Source organism: Moraxella catarrhalis, from assembly GCF_001656295.1.
Taxonomy (GTDB): Bacteria; Pseudomonadota; Gammaproteobacteria; order Pseudomonadales; family Moraxellaceae; genus Moraxella; species Moraxella veridica.
In genome coordinates, this window is the sequence record NZ_LXHE01000002.1 from 254,850 (window position 1) to 280,980 (window position 26,131).

Genomic DNA, 26,131 nt, shown 5'->3' on the forward strand with positions numbered 1-26,131 from the left:
AGCTTTAATCTGATCAGTGTTCCAAATGCTCATGTAAAATCTTACGCAGCTGTACAATGGTTTTTGGGTTTTCGTGGATATTGTGCCTGCCTTCAATGATGATCTCTGAAGCTGCGCCCTCAAGATGCGAGCTGGCATAAGGCACAATGCCATCAGAAATGGCGCCGCCCACGGTATCATTGGAGTTATTTTCAGAGTGGCTAATGCCAGTATTATTGCCGACGATGGTGTGATAGCGCACAGAGGGGCTGATCTGTACATCTTTAGTCAGTGCGACAAAAGATGAGCGATCCGACAGCTGACTTGCACCATTTTGTAGATATAATGAGCCCAAAAAACTTTGTGACTGAACATCATCGGTCAGTGCTGCACCTAAAGATCTGGTAAAGTCAACGGGTAGCTTGATGATCCGCCGAGCGGCACGAGTAAACCAGCGATCTGCATAATCTGTTCCACGATGAGGTGCAGATAAGAAAACCGCCTCATCAATTTGTGGTAATGATGTTAATTTTAGCCGCTCAGAAATGGTATGACGCTGATCTGAGGGTAAATCATTGATCAGTTTGAACTGCTTTTTATCATCCAGTGTGACCAGCGCATCGGTCAAATTGGTATCAGAAACCAGCATTCTAGATATCACACCGCCCATACTGTGCCCAATGAGCACGGCATTTTTGCTGGCTTGGTCTTGCCCGTGCGGATCGAGCTTGCTAAATGTATGGCGAATCAGCTCATGGATTTGATAGCGATTCTCCAAGATGGGCAAGTTGGTAGAATAAGCAATTTGCCAAACCTGATAATGCTGATTGAGCTTAGGATCCGTCATCAGGGTATTGGTAAGATTCACCCAAGTGGCAGGGCTTGATGCCAAACCATGCAGCATAATGATGACTTTTTGGTCAGGATTATACGGTTTGAGCATAAATAGTTCAGGTAAAGCGATGGCATCAGAACGAGAAATCATATTCATCAGCGAGACTTGCCTGAGCTGATTTTCAGCCAGCCATAAAGCATAGCCCGCTGAAAAATTTGCTGTCAAAGGATATGATGTATCGCCGATTTTGACATGAGTGTTATTGCTTGGATTAAAAAAATACGCATGAAATTCATGTGATGACAGCACTTCATCGATGGTCTTGCCTGTAGGTTCGATGATGGCGGTGAGCTGAACATGCCCAACATTGTGAATGCGATCATCTAAAGCTTTATTGGGTGCAAGATTTTTTAGATTACGGGCACTGGCAGTATGTCGATCATTGATGGCGCCAACGAAACTGACACCAAGCCCTGAGCGTCTGGTATTGACATCCAAATCCACCAATCTAGAATCATAAGCAGAAATCACCTCAGAAAACAGCTCACTGCTGCGTTCATGCTTTTTAAGTTCGCTTGCCAAAAAGTCACGAGCGCCAACAGACATGTGTAGGGTATTTTGACCGCGGTCGTTAGTGCTGATACGGCTAATTCTCAGCTGATTGTAGACAGGCTCTAACTGTTCCGCTGATAACACATCTTGGAATTTGGCGTCATAAAACGCGCCATTGTCTCTGCGATAAATTTGAGTGATCAAATCATTAATGGCAAGATGATACAAATCCAGTGTCCGAACATCTGACTCTCTGGGAATCAAAGAAGGATTGCTGTCACCACCTAAGCTGTGATAAAACAAATAAGCATAGCTGTATTTGAGCGTCTGATAAAGCGCATCTCGATATTGGGCATGGCACTCAGTACGAGCTTTAAGCTTGTTCTCAACGGTATCTTCACTATTGGGCGAATTGGCATAATAAGGATCAATAGGCGGTCTGGCAAGCTCAATGCGGCAAGCGTCCTTGGCGATGAGATTCTCAGCATGTGTATAATACAGCTCGCTAAATACAGACAACTGTAAACGGTTGGGCGTCTCGATCAAAAAAATTGATCGTACATCATCAATACAGGCTTCAAAATCCGCCATACAGCTTTCTTGGGTATGACCTGACGAAACCAAAATAGATTGTGTCGCCGCACTGACACGACCGTTTGTAATGATACTGCTTCTTGTTTTTTCAAGTAATTTGGCAGGTGTCTGTTTGGGCGGTATAAGCGTATGACAAGCACTCAAAATAATCATTAAGCTGGCAGGCAGTAAAAGCTTACCTAAGCGTAATTTACTTGGTTTTATTGATAAAGTCTGCATAGATTTCTCTGGTGAGGCGTATGGCAGATCGTCAGTTAGATCAGCTAAAATCAGTCAAGGCTTTATCATAATAAAAAAAATCCGTACAATCAAGAGACTGTACGGAGGATAATATGACTCACAAACTCATTATTTGATGGGTTTGACATGAATGTCATCATCTTTGATGTTCCAAATATAATAACCACCGTTGTCAACAATACGAACTTGTTCAGCAATTTGCTCGTTATTAGGATGTTTGGCAGCCAAAGTACGCAAGCGTTTGAGTGCTGCTGTGCGATTGTCATTCAACAAATCTGCTTGAGCGATGCTTTGTTCAGCCTCAACATTGCCCATTGAAACCGCCTTATCCAAATACTTACGACCTTCTTTAAAACCACCTGATTCAGACAGCATAATCCCAAATAGCAGATTGGCTTCAAGGTCATCTGGTTTTAATTGTAAGGCTTTTTGCATGTATGTGCCTGCACGAACCGTATAGGTTGTACCAAGATTAAGATTTCTTGCGATACCGTTTAATTTAGCGGCACGAATGACAACATCAAATGACGCATCAGACACGCTGGCATAAGGTTCAATCCAATCTGACAGATGTTTGACATTTTCTGTCGTGATATATTCAGCGGTACGATTTGGGAAATTGGTTGGATAATGGCGAGCATTTGGAGCGACATCATCCAAAAACTCATCAATCAAAGTAACATCTAAAATGACAGTGCCTGTGGTATTGGCGGCAATGGTAACAGTGGGGATATTTTTGATTTCTGTGATTAAAATATTGGGCGCAGGCAGACCTTGCACGATTGTTTGTAGTAAATCAGCAGTACCAGCACGAGCCGTGATCGTTTCGGTGATTTCACCACGCATAGTTGGGCTTTGATAAGTGGTATTGGCTGTGGCGACAGAGCCAAACATGACGCCACAAATTGATAGAGCAAGTGCTAATTTTTTCATAAAAACATCCATAAACTATAAATTATAACCCTGTGACGGGACGAAATTGATCAAATCATAGCAGATTTCATGCTGCTTCAGGGTAACGATTTACAAAAATTTGCATAAAATCTTACCCTTTTGTTGCAAATTGAAAATCAAGGCAAAATCGCCGTTTCGTCCATATTGATTGGCAACGTGCGATCGTATTTTTTGAGTTTTAAGTATAAATAAATACCAAAGCCAAGATTTAATAGGGCGCTGATGGCAAACAGCTGCGGCAAGTTAAGTTTGATCACTGCCAAAATCAAAATGGCAAAAATCGCAGACACCACCATAAAAATTGCGTTAAAAATATTATTGGCGCCAACAACGCGTGAGCGATAATCAACGGGGGCGTAAGCTTGCATGGCGGTATATAGCGGAACGATATACACACCACCGCTAAAGCCCAATAAAAATAGCTCAGCAAACACCGGCCAAGTCTGCGAGTGGCGGATCAGCTCTATGACAGTATAAGGCTCAACTGGCACCGGCAAAGACATCTGATTTAGTGACACATAAAGCGCCATCGCAAAGAGTGATAGCCCTGCTAATCCATACGGCAGAAGTCTAAAGCTGACTTGGTTTTTGGTGAGTGTTTTACAAAGTAGCGATCCAATGGCGATACCGACAGAAAATAAGGTCAATAAAAAGATCACCACCGATTCATCACCATGCAGCAAAACTTTGGTGACTTCTGGCGTCTGTGTCAAAAACGTCGCGCCATAAAACCAAAACCAACTGTTACCGATGATGATAAAAAACAAAAGCGGTAAGCCATAAAGATATTTAATGATATCAAAACTGGTACGAGCGATGTTCCAATCAATCTGCAAATCTGGCGCATGGACTTGAGTTTTGGGGATTTGGCGCGCCGCCAAATATCCTAGTATCGCCACAAAAATCGTCACGAACGCCAGCCAGTATTCAGATAAATACAGCTGAGTCAGCACGCCGGCGAGTATCATTCCTGTCAAAATGGCAAGACTGGTACTGGTTTGAAATAATCCATTAGCAGCGATGATCTCATCGCGCTGCATGGTTTCGGGCAAGTAAGCGTATTTGATAGGACCAAAAAAGGTGGACTGAGTGCCCATCATAAACAAGCAAAAAAACAGTAAGCTGTATATTTCGTAAATAAACCCCACCGCCGCAATCATCATGATGATGATCTCAATCAGCTTGATACGCCGAGTCAAAAACGATTTTTCGTATTTATCTGCAATTTGACCTGCCAATGCCGAGAATAAAAAATATGGCAGGATAAATAACAAGGCAGCCAAGTTATTTAATAAACTGACTTCCACGCCAAGTTTCATCGCTGCTGAGTAGGTGAGTACCAATATCAATGCTTGTTTAAAGACATTGTCGTTAAATGCCCCAAAAAATTGGGTAAAAAACATCGAAGTAAACACTTGACGGCGAAATAAGTTTAATTGGCTTGCCATAATATTTGATATCTAAAAGCTTGTTGTAAATGGAGATTGGGTGTATTTGGGCTTTAATCGTCTGTAAACTCTGTTATAATAACAGCAATTTGCTATTTCATCTTGAGTTTTTTGTATGTCAAAGTCGGTTTTATTGACCAATCGGATATTTGCGCCTGTCTCCTTGGCGGCATGCCTGCCGTTTGTTATGATGCAGGCTTTGGCACAGCAAATTGATTCTGACACCATCCTCACCACTCACGCAGCGGCTCAAGATGCTGCCGATCAAGTAGTGGCGGATGTTCCCATGCCTGCCTTGCTGACGCCAGAGCAGATACAAGCGCGTCTGAATGCCGCGAGTCTTAATACTCCTGTCAGACCACAAGCTTTGGATGCTGTCAATGTGGATCATCAAGCGCCTGTATCACGCATCGGCGATCAATCACCTCCGCTGGGGCTGGATATGGTGGCGATCGAAGAAACCACACCGATAAGCTCAGAGGAATTATTTGCTCAAGAATCTGATGAGATGGGAATCAATCCAAATGATTATATTCCAGAATATCAAGGCGAGCAACCTGATACTGAAGTGATAGTACCACAGACGCTAGAGCCTGAGCAGCCAGGGTTAATAAAGCGTCTTTATGCCCGTCTATTTAATGATGGCGTCAGCAAAGCACCTAGACTAAAGGCGACATTTTATCAATCATCACAATCAGGCGAAATCACCGCCATTCAGTCATCGGATCAAAAAATAGAGCCGTATGCCAATATTAAGGCAGCGCTTGAAGATGTCACCCAAGAGTCGGTGATGGATTTGAGTGGATCGATAGCGCGCCTAAGGCAAACTGCTTTGGCGGCAGCACGTGCCGTTGGCTACTATGATGTTGATTTATCAATCATAAGAAACAGTGTTGGGGAAGTGGATGTCGTCATCTATAGTCTGGGCGAGCCTGTTCGTATTGATTATCGAGCGGTCGAGGTGCGCGGTGAGGGTGCTGATGATGCATCATTTGCTGAAGTGTCGGATGAAGTGCCGCTGCAGGCGGGTGATGTCTTTCATCACGGGCAATACGAAACCAAAAAATATCTCATCGAAAACACCAGTGCTGAACATGGCTATTTTGATGGGCGTTGGCTAGATCGTTCAGTTGATGTGATTTTGCCAGATAATATCGCTGATGTCAGCTTGATTTATGACACAGGCACGCAGTATCGCTTTGATGAGGTGGTTTTTTTTACTATTGATCCCAAAACCAATCAATTGACAACCGATCCGGATAAATTGCCAGTCAAACGCAAATTGCTTGAGCAGCTACTGACCTTTGATATGGGAGAGGCTTATAATTTGCAGGCGGTGCGCGCACTTTCGAATGATTTGCTTGCCACGCGCTATTTTAATATGGTTAATACTGAGATTGTCTTTCCAGAGCGCGAACAAACCCAAAACGATCAAGTCAGCTTTGAGCGGTCTTCAGGCAGCCGCGCCGAACAAGGGCAAGTCGATGACAGCACGCTGGAACCCGTCATCGAGACAGTGGAGCTGGCAGATGGTACGCTGGTGGATATCTCACCGATCGAGTTTAGTACATCCAGTCTGATTCAAGATAAATTGGATTTGGTGACTGCAAAGGCGCGCCGTCTGCACGAGATGCCTGATGATAGGGTGCTTGCCATTAATAATGACGATCGTATCAATCGCTCAATTTTGGGCAGAATCAGTGATGCTGTCTCCGCTGTGGCACGCGCCATTTTACCTGATGAATCTGAAAGTGATGCGATAGATTTGCCTGAGCGCGCCGCATTGGCAAATCGTAAAACACCTGCTGATGTCTATCAAAGTAAAAAAGTGCCGCTATATGTCTTTGTGGCGAGCGATAAACCGCGCGATGCACAGATTGGTGTGGGCTGGGGATCAGACACAGGTACCCGAGTGGTCACTAAGTTTGAGCATAATTTGGTGAATCGTGATGGCTATCAAGCAGGTGCTGAGCTAAGACTGTCTGAGGATAAAAAAGGGGTCAAATTATATGCCACCAGACCGCTTAGCCATCCTTTGAATGACAAGCTAAGAGCAAGCCTGGGCTATGAAGAAGAAGTGTTTGGACAATCCACAAACGGCTTTGACTTGTCATCACGGACGCTCGAGCAGGGCATTAGCCGCAATATCATTCAGCCTGGCGGCTGGAATCGTACTTATTCATTGCGCTACCGACTGGATGAGCTAGAAACACAAGCGCCGCCAGACACTTGGCAGGATTTGCCTGTCAATTTTGTGGGCGGAAAGCCAACCCAAGAAGCGTTATTGGCAGGCGTGGCTGTCCATAAAACCGTCGCCGACGATCCAGTCAACCCGATGCGTGGATATCGTCAGCAGTACTCTTTGGAAGTCGGTTCTGACAGCGTTGTTTCTGATGCCAATATGGCGATTGCCAGAGCGGGCATCAGCGGAGTTTATAGTTTTGGTGATAATGCATATGGCAGCAATCGGGCGCATCAGCTGATCGGTGGGCTACAAGCAGGATACATTTGGTCGGATAATTTTAATCATGTACCATATCGTTTGCGTTTTTTTGCTGGTGGCGACCAAAGTATTCGTGGATATGCACATGACAGTTTATCACCTGTATCAGATAAGGGTTATCTGACAGGTGGTCAAGTCTTGGCGGTCGGTACAGCTGAATATAACTATGAATTTATGAAAGATCTACGCTTAGCGGTCTTTAGCGATATTGGTAATGCTTATGATAAAGGCTTTAATAATGACACCAAGATTGGTGCAGGTGTTGGTGTACGCTGGGCATCCCCTGTGGGTCAGGTGCGTGTTGATGTGGCAACTGGCGTCAAAGAAGAAGGCAACCCCATCAAGCTACATTTTTTTATTGGCACACCATTTTAATTAAACTTATTTTAATATATTATATTCGCCCACTGATCGGTGTGAATTGATAATTTTAACCATTTGTGATTAAATGGCGCATTGGTAATCAGATGTCTAAAGGCAGTGCATGACTCATCAGGATAATTCAAAAAACTCATCCTTAGCAGAAAAAACAGTTTCTGCTGACGCTGCCGCGCCTACCAAAACGCAGCCCGCACCACCAAACCCACCCACGCCCAAGCCGCGTTGGCTGATCTATTTGATTCGCTTAATTATCGGAGCGATTATTGCCACTTTATTGTTGTTGGTTGTGCTATTTGCCATGACTAACAGCGAAGCAGGCTCGAAGTTTTTAATCGAAAAAATCGCGCTAGAGACTGGTACCGAGCTTAAGTATAGCGAAGGCTCAATTCGCCGCGGCGTATGGGTGCAAGATGTCAAAATTGCTCAAGGTGAAGACATCACCGTCACCGTTAATCGCGCCTATGTGCAGCTTGGGTGGCGTGCGTTGTTTGCTCGCCAAGTGCATTTGGTCAATCCTGAGATTGATAAAGTTTATGTGACAAACACCAAGCCATCAACGGGCGAACCCTTTGATTATGCGACCATCAGCCTACCAGTGACGCTTAAGCTTGAAAATGCCAAAGTCAATGAAATTATCTATGACCAAGTGGATTCTGAGCCTGTCGTACTGCATCATATCGCATTTGATCACGCATCATGGGCAGATTCAACAGTTAAAATTGATAATGCCATGCTAAGCTATGGTGATGATATTAATATCAGCCATGCCACTGGTGGAATTGATTTAACAGGTAATTATCCGCTGTCGTTGTCGGCAGATGTGCATATTTTGGCACTTGATGATGCGTATTTTGATACTTTGTCGGTGAAAGCAGGCGGTAGCCTTAAGCGTACAGTTGGTACACTCACTGGCAAATATAATCAGCATCATGTGACAGGCAGCTTTATCGCTCAAGGGTTGGATAAAAACTCACCTTTTAGCGCACGCCTTGATTTTGATGAAGTGCGATTGCCTTATGCTGACAGCCAAAATATTTTACTAAAAAATGGCTCTATCGTTGCTGATGGCGTCATCTCAAATATCGAGCTACGCATTAACACTGAGTTATCCGCCAAAGATATTCCTGATGGGCATTATCACGGTCGTGGAATCATTCGCGGCAGTGTGATGGATATTCCGTATCTACAGGCGGATACACCCAGTGGTACTTTGGTTGCAGCAGGCAGTATGAACTGGTCTGATGGTTATGAGCTTGACGCCACCATCACAGCAGAAGGCTATCGTATCCGTGAAGCCATGCCAAGCGACTATCGCGACTATGAAGCTTATTTGCCTCAAGTTTTGACAGGCTCACTTGGAGTTAAATATACGCTATTAGACAAAGCCAGTCATGATACTCGATTTGAGTTTGATCTGAATCAAAAAGATGGTGAACGCATTCAAGCGACGCTGGCTCAAAATCAACAGAGTGATCATGAGCCTTGGCGTATTGATGCGACTTGGGCAAATCTCATCCGCCATGACATTCCACAAATTGGCGAGATTCACAGTCGCTCAGGTCAGGCATCAGTTCGTTTGGAGAACGGGCATACCTATATTAATGCCTCTGCTGACATTGTTAAACTTAATGCCGCCCCAAGCGGATCGTATCATGTGCAGGCAAATATTGAGCAAAATCAACGCTTGCACTTGACGGATTTCAACTATCAAGGCGTGATGGGCGAGTTAACAGGCACTGGCAGGGTTGATTTTGCGACTGCCCAAAGACCACTTGAGTGGCAGCTTGATGTCACTGCCAATCCAGTCAAACCCAATGCGTATTTTCAAACACCCAATCAAACACCGTTTGAGCAAATTTCAGGCAGAATGATTGCTTCAGGGCGTCTGCGTGAGATGGATGGTGTGTCAATTCATGATATTAAAGTTGATGACAGTGATTTAACCGCTTTATTAAATGACGGCAAGCAAGTACATCTGATGGGTCAAGGTACCAGCAATATTAGGCTACAAGATGGACAAATTAGCCATCTTAAGGCAAATTTTGATGGCAAGCTTGCTCAAGACATCTTACCGCAGGTAGCTGGCTCAAGCATCGGACTGGATATTGAAGGTGATTTGAATGATTTGACCATCACACGGGCAGTCATGATGAATGACTCAGGCAAAGTATCGCTTGCAGGTCGCCTTGGGTTAAATGATGGTATTCGTTGGGATATCAAGGGGCGATTAGATGAGGTAGATACCGCCGCTTTTGTTGATGATGACAATTTAGTTGCGATCATCACAGGCGATCTTGCCACATCAGGCAGATATCGTGATGGCGTGATGGATGATATCGCACTTACCTTTGATGGTCAAGTGATTAACAACTCAATCCCAAATGGTCATCTAAGTATTGATGCGGCAGGTTCTGGCAATCGCTTTATGGTCAATCATCTAAGACATGATGGCGAAGCAGGCACGCTGAATGCGACAGGTTGGGTAGATATCAGCCAAGGCGTTGCATGGCAGCTAGAGGCTGATATGAATTCATTGAACTTGGGTGCATTTATCCAGTCGCTAGATACCGACTTAAACGGCACAATTGAGCTTGCAGGCAGTTGGCAAGAGACTCGCCAAATCATTGATATAGCCAATTTAGATCTCACAGGCAGCTACAATAATCAGCCGCTCATCGCTTCAGGCAGTCTGTATGCCAAGCTTTCCCTACCCAAAGATTTGGCTGGGTATATCCAAAGTATCAAGCAAGCAAGCCGCCCACCGACTTCATCTGATGATTTATTGGCACTAAAAAATCGCATTGATGACAACGCACGCCAAACCCAAAATATCATTCATAAACTCAATGCTGATAATCTACAAGTCCGCATTGGTAACAATCATCTGACCATGTCGGGTGATGAAAGACAGCTGACCACCAGTGTCAATGTGATTGATCTTGGTCAGCTGATCAATACCGCAAGCGGTGCCATTCAAGGCGGTGTGATTGTCGTCAATGATCATCATGCCTTGCCAACGCTATATATCGATGCCAGCGTCTCAGCGCTTAGGCTTGCCAATATCACCATTCAAAATGCCCAAGCCATCGGTAAAATCGTCAATCTAGGCAATAGCGAAAGCCAGCTTTTGGTTCAAGGCGATGACATCATCGTGATGGGCCGCGTCATCAAATCGGCTCGGATGGATTTTAGTGGTACAGAAGCCAATCATATTTTGTCTATCTCGACCAAAAGCGGTGATATCGAAGCATCTACGCGCATTGATGGGGCATTTAATCGCAGTAATATGCGCTACAGCGGGGTATTGTCAGATAGCTTTGTGAATAACAGGTTTGGCAAAATGTCGCAGCGTCAGCCGACTGAGTTTAGTTATGGATTGGATGATAATAGCCTACAAATCGCAGCACATTGTTGGCAATCGGCACATACCCAAGGCGATGGCGTGGGTGCGATTTGTCTGCAAGATACATTAAGCTATACACCAGAATCGGGGAATGTCAATCTTATTATCCAAAATCTTGACACCCAAGTGCTGTCAGCGGCTCTGCCAAGTGATATTCGCTGGCAATCGATGCTCAATGGCCGCATAAAAGCACAGTGGCAGGCAGGTCAATCGCCTTTGGTTGATGCTGTATTGTATTCTGATGATGGCACAATTGGCTTAACTCAAGAAGAGACAGGCTATGTTGAGATGCCGTATCAACGCGCGTCTGTGATTGCCAAAAGTGTTGATAATGGCTTAAAGGTAAGAACCGATATCTTGGGTGCGGCAGGTCGTGGTTATGCCGATGTAATCATCAACCCCAATCAAACAGATAAGCCCATTTCCGGTGCGCTTGTTATGAATGATCTTAATTTGGCTGTATTGCGACCATTTTTCCCAAGCATTCAAACATTGAGCGGTAAAGTCAGCTTGGCAGGTGGCTTAGGTGGCACATTATCCAAACCATTGTTTTATGGTAATGCCAATTTAAAAAATGGCGCGTTGGCTATTGTTGGCGTCCCGATGCCCATTTCTGATGTTGATGCCACGGTGAACATACGGGGTACTCAAGCACGCTTAGACGGTAGATTTATGGGCGGTGAGGGCCATGGTGTGCTTTATGGTAAAATGGATTGGGCAGAAGAGCTGTATGCTCACCTTGGTGTATTTGGTGAAAATCTGACCGTCAGCCAGCCACCGCTTGTGACGGCACAAATCAGCCCTGAGCTGGAAGTGACTATCAGACCTTTCCAAAAATTTGTCGATGTTCAAGGTGTCGTTAGTATTCCATCAGCAACCATTCGTCCGCCAGAGGCAACCGCAGATATCGTAACCGAATCCCCAGATGTATCAGTCATTGACCGCCGTATCACAGGTAATATTGACCAGATTTTAAGTAGAGCCAAACCTTGGGATATTAATGCAAATATCGGTGTTGATTTGGGTAATGAGATTGAATTTCGTGGATTTGGGGCGGTATTACCATTGGCAGGAGCGATACATTTGACCCAGTCAGGACAAGGTACAATGCAAGCTCTTGGCGTGGTTCAGGTTTCTAAACGCACAAAAATTGATGTCATCGGTCAAAATTTGGATTTAAATTATGCCCAAATTCGTTTTGATGGCGACATGCTCAATCCACGCTTATCTATTGAGGGTGAAAAACAAATTGAAGGGCAAACGGTGGGCGTTCGCATTCGTGGAACGGCATCAAATCCAAACATTACCGTATTTAATGATGCAGGTTTGGATGAATACCAAGCAATGAATGCACTGGTGACAGGACGCATTAGCGAATCAAGTGATTTGGGTATCACAGAGCAGGGTTTTCGCTCACAAGTAACCAATCACCTGGCCGCTGCTGGCTTAAGCTTAGGTTTGTCAGGGACCAGAGATTTAACCAACCAAATTGGTCACGCATTTGGTTTTCAGAGTTTGACCATTGATGCCTCGGGCAGCTCAGATGATACCAATGTTAATGTTACAGGCTATATTACGCCAGATTTGTATTTGCGTTATGGCGTGGGTGTGTTTAATGCTGAGTCAACCTTATCCATGCGTTATCAATTGACACGCCGTGTTTATATTGAGGCAACCAGTGCCGCCGAAAACATGGTAGATGTGATTTATCGTTGGAAGTTTTAGCCAAAAAACCATTCATAAATGCGTTTGAATGTGTATCAGATGATGAATAAAAAGGCATTGACAGAAGATTTATCAATGCCAAATGTTTGATGAAATTGATTTTAATCCGTATGTCATTTTAACAAAGTAATTGTCAGCATTTTTAGACCGATTGATGCCTTAAAAACCCAACAAGCATCATCTGTAAGTACAAATGATGCCTGTTGGGTTGGAGAAAAACGGTTTTTATTAAAGTGATTTAAGATATTAAACTGATATAAAATCAATATGATACATTATGTTAATATCTTGATAATACCTAATGTCGCCAATGGATCATTAGATAATTATGAGATAATTACTTGGTCAAAATCAATCGATTGTTTCGAGTGAGGCGCAGTCGGTATTCTTCACCTTGATGTTCGATGCGTACTTCCTTGGTCATGGCGAACAGATTTTGAGAATATAAGGTTGGTAAGCGAATACTATCACGATTGGTGAAATAACGAGCGATACTCATAGTCATGGCGATTTTCCTTGTGTTGACGGGTGATGGGTGGTTATCCCAAGCCGTATGCTAAACTACTATCTTACTAAAGTGCACTCTGATTCAAATATATTTTGAGTGCTGGCATGATTGCCATTAAAATGATTTATTGCCGTTTTATCATTGGGTTGATTTTCGAATGATATTAGTTTTTAAACAGCAATAATTATCATTTGTAGTTATAATAGCAGGTTTTTAGTAAATTGCAAATATAAATATCAAAATTTGATAAAATTCATTAAAAAAATCCATAACTGATTGAAATATCAAGCATTATGAAATCAACTCCTAACAAGACCGATCCACTAACTGTTTATGTTGCAGTGGCTGTATTGAAATATGGCGATGAATTTTTATTAGCTCGGCGCTCCCTCCATCAGCATCAAGGCGGCAAATTAGAATTCGTTGGCGGTAAAATTCATGCAGATGAATCGCCTGCTTTGGCGGCCGTGCGTGAAGTTCATGAAGAAATTGGACTTAAATTAAATACCGACCAGTTGGTTTTTATGGGTAAAATCGCTCATGACTATGCGGATAAATCTGTCTGTCTGCACATTTATCAAGCCTGCTTAACCGACTGCCAATATGGCGATTTTCGCCATCGGAGCGTGGGGCTTGAAAATCAAAGCTTGTATTGGTTTAAACAAGATGAAATCATCGCTAGGGCGCATGAGTTGCCCGCCGCCAATGCGCGTATCTTGGATTGGCTAAGCTTGCCAAAAGTATTATATATCAGCCATACGCTGAGTGAATTTGGCGGTATGGAAAAATTTGCCAATTATTATGCCCATCATCTGCCTAAGGGGGCGTGTTTTTATTTACGCCCTTGTATCGGTGTGCATGAGATCATACAGCTATTGGCACTGATGACAGAGTCGCGCGCAGATTTAAGGCTTGTCGTTGGGTGGTCTGCTTATCACGCGTATCATCAGCAGGGCGGAGATGTCAAAGACTTGATGGTGAAATTAACGCGTGCTGAACTGGATCAATTTAATGCGCATGATCTGCCTGCTGACCTGCCAATTTGGGTAGGCGTTCATGATGAAAAAGAGGCGCTTGCTGTCAATCAGCTAAACAAAGGCCATCGCGTCTTGGCGGCACTGATTTCACCAGTTTGCCCAACCGCCACACATCCTGAGACACCAGCGCTTGGCTGGGAGAGATTTCAACACTTAGCGCAGCTTTGTGATGTCCCAAGTCTTGCTTTGGGCGGCATGCGGCTATCAGATTTACAAAGCGCCAAAGATCATGGGGCGATCGGCATCGCAGGGATCCGTGGTATGATTTAGCGGATTGACGCAGCGAATGTGATCAAAGCTGGCTTTGACTGATCACTGTGATGATATTTACAGTGCAAATAGCCATATTTCAAAAATGAATTAACATTGCTAAGTTTTGAATATTCATTTATAATTCTAGTGTTTGTGATCATTTGAATCTTAATTAATTTGACGAAAATACCGTAAGGAAAATACCATGTCAAACCTTTATTCTACTCACTTATCATCTCGTAAAACCCAAGAGTCTCAAGCGGTTGAATTGCTTGTTGCGTTGAATGCCTTGGCTAATAACCAAGTGGCTGTGACTTTCTTGGGTGAGCGCGCGTCTTTGGATGTGGCGGCACTGATTGCTTTGCATGATAATCGTGGCGTGGCGCTGGCTGATACTTTGGCGCTGGCTAAGGCTTTGGTTGACAAGGGCTTATCAAATACATCGCTTGATATCGCTCACGCGGTTAAAGCACAAAAATCAGCCAATGATTTTAGCAGCGGCAGCCAAGCCAAAGCGACTGATGTGGTGTTGTACGGTTTTGGTCGCATTGGTCGTATCTTGGCGCGTCTATTAATGAGTCGTCCTGCATCAGAGTCAGGCTTACAGCTTAAAGCTATCGTTGTGCGTCCAGCGGGCGAGGGCGATTTGGCTAAGCGTGCATCGCTACTAGAGCGCGATTCGGTACATGGTTGGTTTAATGGCTCTGTGCAAGTTGATACCACAAATAATGGTATTATTGTCAATGGTCGCTTTATTAAGGTGATCTATGCTTCTGATCCATCAGAGGTAGATTATACGGCACATGATATCAATGATGCGATCGTCATCGATAATACAGGCAAATGGAAAGATGAAGCGGGTCTTGGTAAGCACTTAGCATCCAAAGGCGTCAAAAAAGTGCTTTTAACCGCACCTGCTAAGGGCGAGATCAAGAACGTGGTATATGGCGTCAACCATGACACCATCGGAGACGACACCATTGTATCAGCGGCCAGCTGTACCACTAATGCCATCACGCCAACCCTGAAAGTGTTGCATGATGAATACGGCATTGTAAATGGTCATATGGAGACAATCCACGCATTCACCAATGATCAAAACTTGGTGGATAACCACCATAAAGCCGATCGCCGTGGACGCGCTGCCCCATTGAACATGGTGATGACTAGCACAGGTGCTGCATCAGCAGTCTCAAAAGCCATCCCTGAGCTTAAAGGCAAGCTGTCAGGTAACGCCATCCGTGTACCAACACCAAATGTTTCATTGGCGATTTTAAATTTAAACTTCGAAAAATCAGTCGGTGACGCTGACGCGATCAACGCCTTTATTCAATCAAAAGCCCAAAGTGAACAATGGCAAGCACAGATCGATTATTCAGATTCTCCTGAAGCGGTCTCAACCGATTTTGTGGGTTCTGAAAAAGTGGCAATCTTTGATGCCAAAGCGACCATTGCTACTGATAACCGTGCCACCTTATATGTTTGGTATGATAATGAGATGGGTTATAGCACCCAAGTGATCCGCGTGGCTGAACAGATGGCAAAATAACCTAATTTATTTTGTTTAATCAAAAAAGCTCATCAGCTTAGTAGGTTGATGGGCTTTTATTTTATATGGTATATTTGATATTTTTCCTAATTAATATAATACATTTTAGATAAAATTTGGTAAAAATTTATTGCAAGTGAGTTAAATAAAATATAGGGAAATTCAAACCATGTCTAGAACATTAATAACTGACAACCTATAGGAGCAACTAAAAACAACAATGAAGGTTCACGGTTGTCATCAATGGAAGAATGACTGCACTATAATGGAAGCCATACTTTGGAAACTAAGAACAGGCACTCCATGGCGAGACATACCTACCGAACTAGGTTTATGGAAAACAGCTTATAACCACTTTCATCAATGGTCTAAAAAGGGGCTGTGGCAGAATTTTATCAGTTTGTACGGTGTCATCAACATGTAAGTGGCGCTCGGCGTGGTGAAGAGCGAGCAATTAGATTCAGTCGTGGCGGAAGCACGACAATAATACACCTATGTGTGGACGCGCATGGAAATCCGATCGATTTTAAAATCACTGGGGGTGAAGTGCACGACAGTCAAGTTGCAAACGACCTAATAGAAGTGATTGAACAGGCAGAATATTTTATAGCTGACAAAGGTAAGATTTGCAGATAATCAGAGATAAAGCGAGAGAACAGGGCATGCAACACGCAATTTTAACTCTACGCTTTACCTAGCTTGTACTATTATTCACTGTAAGTTAAATTAGACAGACCCTAACAACTTAGAGTATTATATATTCATATCAATATCAATATCAATATCAGAAAAGAAACTGTCAACAAGCTCAGTTAAAAATTGACTTGCTTCTATCTAAGTTATATTAATTCTACTCACAACACATTATGGACAATGCATGATTAATCATAAAAAGTGCGGTTGGGCTGGCTCTATATCTGAATTTTGCAATACTGAAACAACAGTTATTGTTGACTCTTGTATTAAGTTTTACACTCTTCACTACAATGAGACAGCAGAGCAAATAAAGTCTCAAATTTATGCTTGGCAAGATAGCTTCAGTTATCTTAAGGGGTGTTTAGCCAATTACCCTTATCCTGATGACCTAATAATATTTGAGTACATACTACCTAGAAGTGGCTTGTCTCGACCAGATGTAATTATTATTCAAAAGCGTGATTCTGGCAGAATAGATTTAAAAGTCATAGAGTTCAAGAGTCATCCCAACCTACAAGAGAATGAAAAGTGGCAGCTTAGAGTATATTTACAAAAACTAAGCTATTACCATAGCTTTACCCATGATTATGTTAGCAATATTGAAGGTATTTTAATATCTGTTCATCCCTCATGGGATGATTCATACTATGTAGATAACGAGCATGACCTAACTATTGTTGGCCGTTATTGCTTATTAGAAATCTTAAAAGAGACTGTATCTTGTCCAAACCCTCTCTCATCGACAGTTAAGTTGAATAAAAGCAGCTCTAAAGAATTATTACTTCAATTCCTGGACTCACAATACATACCCTCGCCAGCTATCGTGCATAGCGCAAGAATATTATTTCATAATCGTGATATACCGCGTATATCTACTGTTGAAAGTAGTAACTTCTATAATGTTTTGGAGCAGGTTGAAAGTATTATTGAAAAAGCTCAGAACGATAGAACGCATCATTTAGTTTTAGTTCATGGTGAGCCTGGATCTGGCAAAACATTTTTAGGTTTGAAAATAGCTCATAAAGACTATAGTCAGCATATTAATCCAGGGCAGGCAGTATTCTTATCGGGTAATAGACCTTTGGTTGATGTACTAGCGAACCTAACAAATGATACATTTGTGCAGCATCTATATAAGTTTAAAAACGAGTATAAGCCACTGTCTAATAATGCAACCCAGACCCCCTATGAAAATATTTTCATATTTGATGAGGCTCAGAGAGCTTGGGATGAAAACAAAGTTAACCATACGTTTAATAACGTCTCGATGTCTGAGCCTGATATTATATTAGATATTGCAAGCCGCGTAACGCAACAATGGAGTGTCACTGTTGCGCTCATTGGTCAAGGCCAAGAGATTAAAGGTGGCGAAGAGGCTGGTCTAGAGCTGTGGGCCAATGCTGTAAGACAGGTAAGTATTAATAAACAAATTGGCTATTATGTCCATGGATCGCCAACAGACCTCATTCACTTTCAAAGTAACATGCCCGCGAACGTGTATCTAGATAACTCTGATCATCTTTTTCTTAATAGCGCATTACGTAATCATGATGCACATCAATATCACAAGTTTATCAACAGCTTTTTAGAAGGGGAGTTTGCCCAAGCAGCTCAGTACTTCTCACTGATAAAAGATAAGTATTTATTTAGATGGACTGATAGCATAAAAGCAGCCAAATCAACTTTAACTGGGTATGCCAGCAATATTAAAACAGAAGACGGTCGCTTTCAGTATGGTGCCTTGTATTCGACGACATCCACCAAACCCAAACATTTTAAAGTGTTTACTAAAACTACTTTTTATAAGGTGCCGGACTATGTCATATATCACAATTATCGCGAGCTAAGAGGCTTAAATAGTAGAGAAAACAACTTAGAGGCTGAGGACTTTATGCGTTGGCAACAACACGAAGAACGCTATTCTAATTGCTTGGTTTATGCTGCTACAGAATATGAATGCCAGGGTTTAGAGCTTGATATGGCGCTAGTTGAATGGGGTGATGATTTGATATACCAGAATAATAATTGGCAGCATAAACCTAATACTTATAAAGAGCGTGATAAAGATGCACAAAACCCAAAGCAGCTAATTAAGAACACCTACCGTGTTTTATTAACTCGTGGTCGTGATGCCACCATAGTCTTTATAGACGACCAACTGTTACAGCAGCTATTTATCAGGTGTGGCGTCCCAAAATTAGCTTCCAACTAGAAATAGAAGTAGATTAAGCTTTTAATCTGACTCTGTATTCAGTCGGTATCATGTCGTGTAGTGAGCTATCTAATAGCTCACTAGCACTAATAGTATAGAATTTTGCTGCACGTACTTTCTCATCTAAGTCATAAACTCTATAGATGATATAGTTCTCTTTATAACGTTCAGCAGCAGCAAGCTCCCTGGTAGAGATGTAAAAATCTGCATTTGCACTTTGTGTAGTCGTCTTCACCTCAATGTATTTTGGAGTGCCATCTGAGTTATATGACTTAATATCGTAACCCAAGCCGTCGCCTATCAACTTAGAGCTGTGCTCTACAGAACCTGCTAGATCCTGCCTACCTAATGATTCAAGTAATCTTTTTTCTTCTTCTACTACCAACTCCTCACCTAAAGAACCTATCTGCTTTTGGCGCTCAATAGTTAGATCTATTGATCCTGGAGGTGTTACTAAAAAATAACTCTTAGCTTCACTGCTTGTTTTCTTCTTCGCAGCGGGTCTTGGAGTTTTTATTAGTCCTGATTTCTTATTATCTGACTCAGCCTTTAGGCCACTGCTTTTATAACCAGATAGGTTTTTCACGAAGTTTAAATTTTTTACGTTATCCCAATCAATAAGCTGCCACTCAAAATAAACTGGCTTCTCTTGATCAGGATCATGCGATAGATAGCTTAATCGGCCTAGATATCGATAATTCTCTTTCTTATTTTGCCTTAAAAATAAATATATGCTATGTTTATCAGCATCAAAATTAATTAGATCTATAATTTCCCTACTGCCAAGATGTTTACTCGGTTGCGATTGCCACGTTAAAACACCTTTGTGAGAAATCCTCTCGTCAAACTGATGCTCACCTTCTCTATGACCTAGCGTGACATAGAATACCCAGCTTAAATCATCTTGATGAGTCCGAAGCATACCACTGATACCCCAAGTTCCAGCCCCTGGTGTGAACTTTGAGTCTCCCCCAAATAACTTATGCACATCTTCTCTGTTGTAGAGTTCACCCAATTCTAGTTTTTTCATATAGCACCTTGTTATCAAAGCTCACTATCAGTGACATAGATTAATATGTACATACGATTTCTTATTTTTAACACATTAACTTACTATTATAATCAAAGAAATCTAAAATAGCTACAAGATAGCCGACGACAGATTTTACTTATACTACCGCTTCGGAGCACAAAACCGTAGCAGTTTAATCATTCGCTGACTATAATGAGAAGGGGGAGGGAATGGATCAGCTAAATAATAGCATCGCTCTATTTGTACTTCATAGATATCGTTCAAGTATAATTTGCATCTAATAAATAACAGTAATTCATCTATAGCTTTTTCAATAGGTTTTATCAATGACTTCATTTAGTTGAAAATATGTTCGCTTGATTAAAGCATTTTCGCAGTATAGCAACACCTTATGGAAAGCTAGCACGCAATTTTAACTCTACGCTTTACCTAGCTTGTACTATTATTCGCTGTAAGTTCAATTGGATAGGTCTTAATAATACAATTTGGATTTTCAAAACTGAATCCAATATCGGCGAGTAATTTTGTCATTGACACTTAGCTTATCTGCCAAAATGCCGCCTTGATTTTCGATGACTTTGGCTGATGCTAAATTGGTGTCATCGCAGGTGATTAGCACCTGTGTTAAGCCTTTTTCTTGGCAATGTGTTAAGGCAAGCTTAAGCATTTGACTGGCGATGCTCTGACCCCAATGATCTGGATGGGTGCTATAGCCGATGTTTCCGCCTTGCGCTTTTAAGAAGTCATTCAGCTCATACCGTACATTGATGATGCCAAGCACTCGCCCAAGCTCATCCACACCCAAAAAAGTAGCATCCGCGACTTTAAAAAACGCTTCATTGGGCGCAGGCGTGCCTGCAGGTGCATGAGCAAAATCTAGCCAATCTTCATAACGATCAAACAGCGAAAGCGATGCGCCATGCAGCACCAAGCCCTTGTCATCAAAGGCTTTGGCAAGTGATAAAATCTGCGACTGATGGGCGAGTGTCGGTGCAATGAGTGAAATCTTAGGCATGATCATTCCTTAAACTTTGTTATGATGGGTTTTATTTTACCGCATAAATGATTTTGTGTTTTGTTATTTTTCAATCATTGGGCAATTTGTGCTACAATATTCACCAATTAACTAAAATTTGAGCAAAATTATGCGTTTTATTGATGAAGCTGTAATCAGCGTCAAGGCAGGTGATGGCGGCAACGGAATAGTCAGCTTTCGCCGTGAAAAATTTGTCCCCAAAGGCGGACCAGATGGTGGTGATGGCGGAAAAGGCGGTGATGTCTATGCCATTGCCGATGACAATACCAACACCTTGGTGGATTATCGCTACACTCGTAAGTTTGAGGCGCGCCGCGGCGAAAATGGCGGCAGTAAAAACTGTTCGGGCAAGGGTGCTGATGATGTTTATTTGGCAGTGCCGATTGGAACAACGATTATTGACACCGATTTGGATGTGGTGATTGGAGATTTGACCGAAAGAGGTCAAAAAATCTTAATCGCCAAAGGGGGTGATGGTGGCTTTGGTAACACCCGCTTTAAATCATCAACCAACCAAGCGCCTCGTAAAGCTACTCCAGGCTTTCCAGGTGAAGCTAAAAATATCAAGCTTGAGCTTAAGGTCGTCGCGGATGTCGGTTTGATCGGCTTACCCAATGCAGGCAAATCTACCTTTATTCGCCAAGTCTCTGCCGCCCGCCCTAAGGTTGCCGATTATCCTTTTACGACACTTGTCCCAAACTTAGGTGTGGTGGATGTGGGGTCGCACCAGTCTTTTGTGATGGCGGATATTCCAGGTCTGATCGAAGGGGCGTCCGACGGTGCAGGTCTTGGCATTCGTTTCTTAAAGCATGTGGCGCGTACCCGTCGGTTGCTGCACATCGTCGATGTCAAGCCGATTGATGGTTCAGATCCTGTGGCAAATGCCGAAATCATCTTAAATGAATTGGCGAAGTTTTCACATGAATTATCACAGCTGCCGCAGGTTTTGGTATTAAATAAAATTGACCAAATCCCTGAAGAAGAACACAATGCCGTTTGTACTGATATCTTGGCGCGTCTTGGTTGGACAGGCATGGTGTTTCGTACTTCGACTTTGACTGGCGAGGGTGTGGAAGCGGTCAAGCATCATCTAATGCAAGCGATCGAAGATGAGCGCGAGCGCGAGCTTGAAGATCCGATGTTCGCCGAAGAGCAGGCGGCTCGTTTTGCACGACTAGAAGAAGAAGTGCGTCATAATACCGAAATCCAAAAAGAGGCTTATCGTGCGATGCGTAAAGCACAGCGTGAGGGCGGTGATGGTGATGACGATGATGATTGGAATGATGACGATTATGATGTCGCGGTCGAGTATGCGCCCTATTAATAGTGGGCTTTTATCATAGACTTTTAGGTTTTATCAGCGTTTTATGGATGCGTCTTTAGCATCCTACTGCTTTTTTATTTGAGAAGTGTCTTGAAAACTAAATTACGCCGTGTCGTCGTCAAAATCGGTTCATCTTTATTGACTAATAATGGTCGCGGACTGGATCGAACCGCCATTTATGAGTGGGCGCGCCAAATCTCGATTCTGCACGCCAAAGGTATTGAAGTGGTTTTGGTATCAAGTGGGGCTGTGGCAGAAGGTGTGGTACGCATGAATTTGCCTGAACGCCCAAAAAAGCTAGAAGCCTTGCAAGCCTGTGCCTCAATTGGTCAAATGGGGCTCATTGAAACTTGGTGGCAAGCGCTGATCCAAAAAGGCGTTCAGTCCTCGCAAGTGCTTTTGACGCATGATGATTTGACGAATCGCTCACGCTATTTAAATATCTCTCAAACCATCGGTCAGCTACTTGACTGGGGTGTGGTGCCTGTCATCAATGAAAATGACACCATCAGTTTTGATGAGATCAAATTTGGTGATAATGACAGCTTAGGTGCGATGGCAGCAGCGATGGTTCATGCTGATTTTTATATCATTTTGACCGATCAAGATGGCGTGTTTACCGATAATCCTAGAAATAATCCAAATGCAACGCTCATCAGTCAAGAGCGCGCCATGGCGGATTATTTGTTTGAGGTGGCGGGTGATGGCGGTAAATGGGGCAGCGGCGGCATGCTTACTAAGATTCGAGCCGCACGCTTGGCGGCGATGGGTCAATGCCAAACCGTCATCGCTAACGGCAAAGTTGATGATGTGATAATCCGCTTGGCGGCAGGTGAGCGTATCGGCACACGCCTGACAACTGACAGTAAAGATAAGCTGATCGCGCGCAAGCAGTGGCTGGCGGCTCATATCCGCATGGCAGGTACCTTGATTGTGGATGATGGCGCTAAAGCTGCCATCACCACCAACCACAAAAGCTTGCTACCGATTGGTGTGGTTGAGGTTCATGGCGTATTTGATGATGGCGATGTGGTTGAGATTATTGATAAAAACAAAACTCGTATCGCTGTTGGTCAAGTGGGTTTTTCGTCAACAGATGCCAAAAAGATCGTCCAAAAAAAATCTACCGAGATTCCCAAAATCCTGCATGGCGTTGACGAAAAATCCGTCATGGTACACCGTGATGATATGGCAATTTTATGACTTTATACAATAAAACAGACAGTGATTTTTTGACTTAAATGATTTGACAAATTCAGTCAGTCAAACCCAAAAACAAATTGATAGAGACAGTTATGACAGTACAGTTCGCCCCCCTAAAAAATGACCGCCTACTACGAGCGCTAAAATTCTTACCTGTGGATACGACGCCTGTATGGATGATGCGCCAAGCAGGGCGTTATTTACCAGAATATAAAGAAGTGCGTGCGCAGGCGGGTGATTTTTTGAGCCTATGCAAGGATACCGATAAGGCAACCGAAGTCACTTTGCAGCCTTTACGCCGATTTGAGTTGGATGCCGCCATCTTGTTTAGTGATATCTTGACCATTCCAGATGCGTTTGATTTGGGCTTGTACTTTGCAGAAGGTGAAGGTCCAAAGCTGACCAAAACGGTGCGTACAGAAGCGCAGATTGCCGCTTTGCCAAAGATTGACATGAACTCATCGCTTGATTATGTCATGAAAGCGGTGACAAGCATTCGCACGGCGCTAAATGGTCAGGTGCCTTTGTTTGGTTTTAGTGGCAGTCCGTGGACGTTGGCGACTTATATGGTGGAGGGCGGCTCTAGTCGTGATTTTCGTCACACCAAGCATATGATGTATGCCACACCTGAGCTTTTACATGCACTGCTTGCTAAGATTACGGATGCAGTGGTGGATTATTTGGATGCGCAGATTGTGGCAGGTGCGCAGATTGTGCAGATTTTTGACAGTTGGGGTGGTGCGCTTGGTCATCGCCAGTTTGCTGAATTTAGTCATGCTTATAATCGCGATATCGTGGCACGCCTAAAAGCCATCCATCCTGATGTGCCTGTGGTCTTATTCACCAAAGGTGGCGGGCTTTGGCTTGATGTTCAAGCAGACAGCCAAGCTGATGCACTGGGACTTGATTGGACAATGCCTTTGGATAAGGCGCGCCATACTTTGCACGCTTTAAATGTTAAAAAAGCGCTGCAAGGTAACTTGGATCCGACCACGATTTTTGGTTCACCTGAGATGATACGCAGTGAGGTTCGTCGTATGCTTGATGATGCTTATGTGCTTGATAAAACAGGGTATATTGCCAACTTTGGGCATGGCATCACGCAGTGGTCAAATCCTGAACATGCCAAAGTATTTATTGATGCGGTGCATGATTATCAGATTTAATCACCTGAATCAAAATCCCCTAAGTATATCACTTAGGGGATTTTATTAATTATTATACTTGCTCTAAGGCTTGCTCTAAATCAGCGATCAAGTCATCAATATGCTCAATGCCGATTGAGAGCCTAACCATGTCATCACTGACACCAGCCGCTTTAAGTTCATCATCACTGAGCTGGCGGTGCGTGGTGGTTGCCGGGTGGCAGGCTAGGCTCTTGGCATCGCCGATGTTTACCAAGCGAGTGATTAGCTGCAGGGCATCAATGAAACGCGTGCCGCCACTACGACCGTCCTTAACACCAAAAGATAAAATCGCCGAAGGCTTGCCATCCAGATACTTATTCGCCAAATCGTGCTGAGGATGGGTGGAGAGACCAGCATAATTTACCCAACTTACTTTGGGGTGTTCTTGTAGATATTTGGCGACTGCTAAGGCGTTTTGGGTATGACGCTCCATGCGCAGGCTCAAGGTTTCTAAGCCTTGTAAGATCAAAAAGGCGTTCATCGGACTGAGGGCGGCGCCAGTATTGCGTAGTGGTACGACTCTAGCACGCGCGATGTAGGCAGCTGCACCCAGTGCTTCTACATAATTGACGCCGTGATAGCTTGGATCGGGTGTATTCAGCGATTTGAATCGCTCAGGATAATTGCCCCAAGGAAATTTACCGCTATCAATGATGGCACCGCCGACACTTGTACCGTGACCGCCGATATATTTGGTCAAAGAATGAATCACGATATCTGCGCCATGCTCAAAAGGCTTTAGTAGCACTGGTGTAGCGACGGTATTATCGACGACCACAGGCACGCCATATTCATGAGCAATATTCGCCACAGCTTCTAAGTCCACAATATTTCCCAAAGGATTACCGATAGACTCCAAAAAGACAAGCTTGGTTTTGTCGTCTATTTTATCACGCAGACTTTCGGGATAATTACCATCAAAAAAGCGCACTTGGATACCCTGTTTTGGTAAGGTATGAGCAAATAAATTATAAGTCCCGCCATACAGCTGTGACACCGAGACGATATTATCTCCTGCTTCAGCAATGGTTTGGATGGCATAAGTAATGGCAGACATACCAGAAGCAAGCGCAAGTGCGCCAATACCGCCTTCAAGGGCTGCGATGCGCTCCTCAAGCACTGCGGTGGTTGGGTTCATGATGCGCGTATAGATATTGCCTTGCACTTTTAGATCAAATAAATCCGCGCCATGCTGCGTATTATCAAAGGCGTAAGAAGTGGTCTGATAAATCGGCACCGCCACAGATTTGGTGGTCGGCTCAGGGTGATAGCCTGCATGAATGGCTAAGGTTTCGTCACGATAACTCATTTTTGCTCCTTGCTTGATGAATATATTAAGATATTATTAATTGGTTGTGATATTTTTATAAAAATAATCAATAAGGCTTGATTGTATCACAAATTTATGACGTATACTTATCAATCAATGCTCAATTTATGCAGTCATTATTCATTTAAAATGATCGCTCCATCTTCGATC

15 protein-coding genes and 2 pseudogenes are annotated in these 26,131 nt (G+C 43.3%); 10 read left to right on the forward strand and 7 right to left on the reverse strand.

The genetic code is table 11. The features are described from left to right. Positions 1 to 13 precede the first annotated feature (13 nt). The 3 genes from AO382_RS01255 to AO382_RS01265 form a co-directional block, all read right to left on the reverse strand. The gene (locus tag AO382_RS01255) at positions 14 to 2,179 is read right to left on the reverse strand and encodes a lipase family alpha/beta hydrolase (RefSeq protein ID WP_064617480.1); all 2,166 of its coding nucleotides are present in this window, start codon (positions 2,177 to 2,179) and stop codon (positions 14 to 16) included. Between the two features lie 129 nt (positions 2,180 to 2,308). After that, on the reverse strand, positions 2,309 to 3,133 hold the full coding sequence (locus AO382_RS01260; RefSeq protein ID WP_064617482.1) for a tetratricopeptide repeat protein: 825 nt from the start codon (positions 3,131 to 3,133) through the stop codon (positions 2,309 to 2,311). A 137-nt stretch (positions 3,134 to 3,270) separates the two neighbouring features. Beyond that, a complete protein-coding gene (locus AO382_RS01265) occupies positions 3,271 to 4,602 on the reverse strand; it encodes an MFS transporter (protein ID WP_064617484.1) in 1,332 nt (443 codons plus the stop codon). A gap of 115 nt (positions 4,603 to 4,717) precedes the next feature. Here AO382_RS01265 and AO382_RS01270 point away from each other — a divergent pair, with 115 nt between their 5' ends. Both AO382_RS01270 and AO382_RS01275 read left to right on the forward strand, forming a co-directional pair. Next, entirely contained in the window at positions 4,718 to 7,480 is a 2,763-nt protein-coding gene (locus tag AO382_RS01270) for an autotransporter assembly complex protein TamA (protein ID WP_064617486.1), read from the forward strand. A gap of 109 nt (positions 7,481 to 7,589) precedes the next feature. Continuing rightward, positions 7,590 to 12,614, forward strand: a complete 5,025-nt coding sequence (locus tag AO382_RS01275) for a translocation/assembly module TamB domain-containing protein (protein WP_064617488.1) — start codon at positions 7,590 to 7,592, stop codon at positions 12,612 to 12,614. Between the two features lie 337 nt (positions 12,615 to 12,951). On the opposite strand, the gene hemP is transcribed toward AO382_RS01275, so the two are convergent. Further along, positions 12,952 to 13,113 (reverse strand): hemin uptake protein HemP, encoded by a 162-nt coding sequence (gene hemP, locus AO382_RS10295; RefSeq protein ID WP_227512539.1) that lies wholly within the window; start codon positions 13,111 to 13,113, stop codon positions 12,952 to 12,954. A 302-nt stretch (positions 13,114 to 13,415) separates the two neighbouring features. On the opposite strand from hemP, the gene AO382_RS01280 reads away from it, so the two are divergent. The 4 genes and pseudogenes from AO382_RS01280 (at position 13,416) to AO382_RS01295 (ending at position 18,868) form a co-directional block, all read left to right on the forward strand. Continuing rightward, entirely contained in the window at positions 13,416 to 14,429 is a 1,014-nt protein-coding gene (locus AO382_RS01280; protein WP_064617490.1) for an NUDIX domain-containing protein, read from the forward strand. A 187-nt stretch (positions 14,430 to 14,616) separates the two neighbouring features. Next, the gene (locus tag AO382_RS01285; RefSeq protein ID WP_064617492.1) at positions 14,617 to 15,960 is read left to right on the forward strand and encodes a glyceraldehyde-3-phosphate dehydrogenase; all 1,344 of its coding nucleotides are present in this window, start codon (positions 14,617 to 14,619) and stop codon (positions 15,958 to 15,960) included. A 220-nt stretch (positions 15,961 to 16,180) separates the two neighbouring features. After that, positions 16,181 to 16,637, forward strand: a pseudogene (locus AO382_RS10600) (transposase); the annotation flags it as partial. A gap of 200 nt (positions 16,638 to 16,837) precedes the next feature. Continuing rightward, positions 16,838 to 18,868, forward strand: a complete 2,031-nt coding sequence (locus AO382_RS01295) for a DNA/RNA helicase domain-containing protein (protein WP_064617494.1) — start codon at positions 16,838 to 16,840, stop codon at positions 18,866 to 18,868. 13 nt (positions 18,869 to 18,881) lie between these two features. On the opposite strand, the gene AO382_RS01300 is transcribed toward AO382_RS01295, so the two are convergent. Next, positions 18,882 to 19,898 carry a DUF3427 domain-containing protein gene (locus AO382_RS01300; protein WP_064617496.1) on the reverse strand — a complete coding sequence of 339 codons (1,017 nt, stop codon included), beginning with the start codon at positions 19,896 to 19,898 and terminating at the stop codon, positions 18,882 to 18,884. Between the two features lie 336 nt (positions 19,899 to 20,234). Here AO382_RS01300 and AO382_RS10770 point away from each other — a divergent pair. Beyond that, a pseudogene (locus tag AO382_RS10770) lies at positions 20,235 to 20,423 on the forward strand (hypothetical protein); the annotation flags it as partial. On the opposite strand, the gene AO382_RS01305 reads toward AO382_RS10770, so the two are convergent. Further along, positions 20,395 to 20,916, reverse strand: coding sequence for a GNAT family N-acetyltransferase (locus tag AO382_RS01305; RefSeq protein WP_064610771.1), 522 nt, complete (start codon positions 20,914 to 20,916; stop codon positions 20,395 to 20,397). The pseudogene AO382_RS10770 and the gene AO382_RS01305 sit on opposite strands and share 29 nt — an antisense overlap. Before the next feature lie 130 nt (positions 20,917 to 21,046). Here AO382_RS01305 and cgtA point away from each other — a divergent pair, with 130 nt between their 5' ends. The 3 genes from cgtA to hemE all read left to right on the forward strand — a co-directional run bounded on the left by cgtA (position 21,047) and on the right by hemE (position 24,630). After that, positions 21,047 to 22,261: an Obg family GTPase CgtA gene (gene cgtA / locus AO382_RS01310; RefSeq protein WP_064617498.1), complete on the forward strand. Its 1,215-nt coding sequence runs from the start codon at positions 21,047 to 21,049 to the stop codon at positions 22,259 to 22,261. 90 nt (positions 22,262 to 22,351) lie between these two features. After that, positions 22,352 to 23,464 (forward strand): glutamate 5-kinase, encoded by a 1,113-nt coding sequence (proB, locus tag AO382_RS01315; protein WP_227513593.1) that lies wholly within the window; start codon positions 22,352 to 22,354, stop codon positions 23,462 to 23,464. A gap of 92 nt (positions 23,465 to 23,556) precedes the next feature. Then, positions 23,557 to 24,630 (forward strand): uroporphyrinogen decarboxylase, encoded by a 1,074-nt coding sequence (gene hemE / locus AO382_RS01320; RefSeq protein WP_064617502.1) that lies wholly within the window; start codon positions 23,557 to 23,559, stop codon positions 24,628 to 24,630. A 52-nt stretch (positions 24,631 to 24,682) separates the two neighbouring features. On the opposite strand, the gene AO382_RS01325 is transcribed toward hemE, so the two are convergent. Then, positions 24,683 to 25,960, reverse strand: a complete 1,278-nt coding sequence (locus AO382_RS01325) for an O-acetylhomoserine aminocarboxypropyltransferase/cysteine synthase family protein (RefSeq protein ID WP_064617504.1) — start codon at positions 25,958 to 25,960, stop codon at positions 24,683 to 24,685. Positions 25,961 to 26,131 lie beyond the last annotated feature (171 nt).